The organism is Bacillus sp. 05T31 (assembly GCF_056396725.1).
This window is the reverse complement of the sequence record NZ_JBFTMA010000487.1, coordinates 1-3426: the sequence shown is the minus strand read 5'-3', so window position 1 is coordinate 3426 and position 3426 is coordinate 1. Positions and strand designations below refer to the sequence as shown.

Sequence of the window (3426 nt, the reverse complement as noted above, 5' to 3'; positions counted from 1 at the left end):
GGGCTTAAGAACAGATCTAACAATCGTAACATACGTTCTTCATCGTCTACTAATAAAATTTTCACCATAATCTTGTGCACCCCAAACTATTCATTCTACTTGTATAGTTTACATGAAAATAATAAAAAACTCTTTTTATGTGATTGAATGGATGGCTGATTTTTTCAATCAGGGCAATTGACATAAAAAATGCACTAGTTTTGCACAACTATTTTTTATAATAGAAAACGTAGCGACACAAATACCCTATGTTGCGACATAACGTCATGTCATTTTATTTATAAAATGACAATTCCATTCTATTGTGTATGTGAGATAGAGAGGGTTTTCGTATTCACCTCGCATCGGATAAGAAAAATTTCCTATCTCACACTTTTTTTTAAAGGGGATTGTACACATGAGTAAAAAAGTAGAGCATTTACAAAAAGAAAAGCAAGATCGTAATGCGGTTGTAATGTGTGTTGCGGTATCTATGCTTATTATGATAAGTTGTGTAAATAAATTTTTCGGGATTTTATAATAGAAAAAAAGCTTATTGCCTCTTAAGAAGCAATAAGCTTTTTTTATGTGTTCTATATAATAAACCAAGGTAGAATTGCCAGTCCAGAAGTTACAATTGCTGTAGCAAATATTAAAAAGATAGCTTGTTTGTTTTGTTTCATGTCAAATTCTCCTCTACATATCACTTCCATGCTATACGTTCATTTAATAATCAGCGGGAGATGGACCTCCCCACTGATTAAAGTTTCACTTTATATTTTTAGTATAGCGAATGGAAAGGATTGGAACGATCGATAAAGGTGACATGAAGATTACATTGTTGTAATGAAAAAAGCATCTTAATTAATAAGAAGATGCTTTTGAAAAATTATATTAAAATGTTAATTATTTAAGAATAAAACCATATGCTCTTCGTCCCAATATTGGCCATTATGTTTTAAGGACCGTTCTTGCACGCCGTAAGTTTGGAAGCTGAGGGACTCATATAATTTTTTTGCAGCAGTGTTATCAGCAACAACATCAAGCATGAGCTGTTCTACATGTAATTTATCGGCATTTTCAATAATCGCTTTAATTAAAGCTCGTCCTGCACCGAGACCACGCGCTTTTGGAGAAACAAAAACGGAGCCGATTTTTGCCTTATGTTCTTGTTTAATAAATGGCTTTGTTTCTAAAGTAGCAATRCCRAYTAAATCATTATCTTTGAAGACACCTAGAGTATACTTATCCGGATTGCTTAATCGCTTTGCCATRGCAGCGACAGGGTTTTCATGTTTMAAAACATCCTCGTAAGAAGAGCTAAAAGCCTCAGGGTTTTTCGTTAAACCTTCCATACAAACTTTTAAATACATTTCTGCGTCCTCTGTTGTTAATAAGCGAATTTCCATAGTTGTAACCTCCTTGGTTGATCCTAATTTAATCCATTAACTCTATAAGAATAAGGGTAGCTAAATACATTCTGTGATTATTCTTTCTTAATTTGTAAAAGAATGAAAAGATATATGCTACTATGTTTTCATTTTATTTATGTAATGAAATTATATATTAACTTCATTAACTATTCAAGTTTTTAATATGTTACATTTTTATAACTAAAATGCCCCCTTTGTAAAGGAGTCATTTTAGTTATGTTACGTATTTAATCGTTTATTTTGTATCCATCAATTCGTTCTGGATGTGTATAAATATTGCAAGATTCATTTCGAATAAAGCCTACTACGGTAATACCTAAATCATGAGCGAGTTGCAGAGCTAGTTTAGTTGGAGCTGATTTAGATAGAACAATTTCGCAACCAATTTTTGAAACTTTCAACAAAATTTCAGATGAGATACGGCCACTAAATGCAATGATTTTCCCTTGAACAGATATATTGTTTCGTAAACAATGACCGTATATTTTATCTAGCGCATTATGTCTTCCGATATCCATTCTTGCTAAAAGAATATTCTTTCGATCACATAGAGCGGTATTATGCACACCGCCCGTTTGGCGAAATGTAGTTGAAGATTGTTGTAAGGAAGTCATTAGGTGAAAACATTCTTCCGGAGTAATAGTTATATGTATATCATGTAACTTTTTTGCTTTTGCTGCATCGTTGACGAAAACAAAACCTTGTCTACTTTTTCCGCAACAAGAAGTTACGTATCTTTTATTATATAAAGTTTGATAGAGTGGATTAATTTTTGATGATTTTACATGGGCAATTCCGTTTTCCTTTTGGACCCATAATTCTTCAATATCTTTATAAGAAGAAAGAATTCCTTCAGAAATTAAAAAACCAATTACCATATCTTCAATGTAATTAGGAGTACATACAACTGTTACGTATTCTTCGCTATTCAACTTAATTGTAATAGGAAATTCTGTCACAACATCATCAGTTTGTTTTGAAAATGTACCGGATTGATAGCGTACAATTGTATACGTTTCTTGAGTAGGCCCCATATTAAATTCCCCTTTATATGTATTTTTCTCCATATTTATCATAAAACATCGGAAAAATAAAAGCATCTACTATCAGAAAGATGGCAGATTATTTTGGTTATTATTGTATATGTACGATATAATAGATTAGTAGAATAGTGACATTTTCAACCTTGCGTAGCTATACCTTATAACATCGAGAATCGACTTCATAAGAAAAGTATTCGGGCAGAGCGTTTCAAAAATATGTACAGAAATACGTTTTTGAAAACGGATTCATAATCGTATTGTACAGTGAGTTGTAAGGAGAGGGGAAACTATGACAGAACAGACAGTCCGTGTAACCGTTGATGGTAAAGAACTTTTTGCATCAGGTGAAAAGACGATACTCCAATTATTTAATGAAAGTAATTTAGAACATCCTCAAATTTGTCATGTACCAGAGGTAGATCCTATTCAAACCTGTGATACATGTATTGTAGAAGTAGATGGGAAGTTAATGCGTGCTTGTTCAACGAAGCTAGAGAATGGTATGCATATTGAAAGACAATCGCAGCGTGCTAAAGAGGCGCAGTCTGAGGCGATGGATCGAATATTAGAGAATCATTTATTGTATTGTACAGTATGTGATAACAATAATGGTAACTGTAAAGTCCATAATACAGTACATATGATGGAAATTGAGGAACAGAAATATCCATATGAACCGAAAGTAAGTGCGTGTGAAGTAGATACGTCTCATCCTTTTTATCGTTATGATCCMAATCAATGTATTGCTTGTGGRCARTGTGTAGAAGTATGYCAAAATTTACAAGTRAATGAAACTTTATCGATTGATTGGAGTTTAGACCGTCCACGTGTTATTTGGGACAATGGTGTGAGTATAAATGACTCGTCTTGTGTTAGCTGTGGGCAATGTGTAACAGTTTGTCCTTGTAATGCATTAATGGAAAAAACGATGATAGGAGAAGCTGGATTTATGACTGGTTTAAAACCAGATG

4 protein-coding genes are annotated in these 3426 nt (G+C 33.1%); 2 read left to right on the top strand and 2 right to left on the bottom strand.

Annotation, left to right across the window (positions count from 1 at the left end; translation table 11 throughout):
- The first annotated feature begins 397 nt into the window (after positions 1 to 397).
- Positions 398 to 520 carry a hypothetical protein gene (locus tag AC1DJR_RS22540; RefSeq protein WP_002125145.1) on the top strand — a complete coding sequence of 41 codons (123 nt, stop codon included), beginning with the start codon at positions 398 to 400 and terminating at the stop codon, positions 518 to 520.
- A 361-nt stretch (positions 521 to 881) separates the two neighbouring features.
- Here the strand turns inward: AC1DJR_RS22540 and AC1DJR_RS22535 are convergent, their stop codons facing one another.
- Together AC1DJR_RS22535 and fdhD are read right to left on the bottom strand one after the other, a co-directional pair.
- Positions 882 to 1388 (bottom strand): N-acetyltransferase family protein, encoded by a 507-nt coding sequence (locus tag AC1DJR_RS22535; RefSeq protein ID WP_477003548.1) that lies wholly within the window; start codon positions 1386 to 1388, stop codon positions 882 to 884.
- A 251-nt stretch (positions 1389 to 1639) separates the two neighbouring features.
- Positions 1640 to 2446, bottom strand: a complete 807-nt coding sequence (gene fdhD / locus AC1DJR_RS22530; protein ID WP_477003547.1) for a formate dehydrogenase accessory sulfurtransferase FdhD — start codon at positions 2444 to 2446, stop codon at positions 1640 to 1642.
- Positions 2447 to 2744: 298 nt separating this feature from the next.
- Between fdhD and AC1DJR_RS22525 the strand changes: the two genes are divergently transcribed.
- A partial coding sequence (locus AC1DJR_RS22525) for a 2Fe-2S iron-sulfur cluster-binding protein (protein WP_477003546.1) occupies positions 2745 to 3426 on the top strand: 682 nt, incomplete at its 3' end.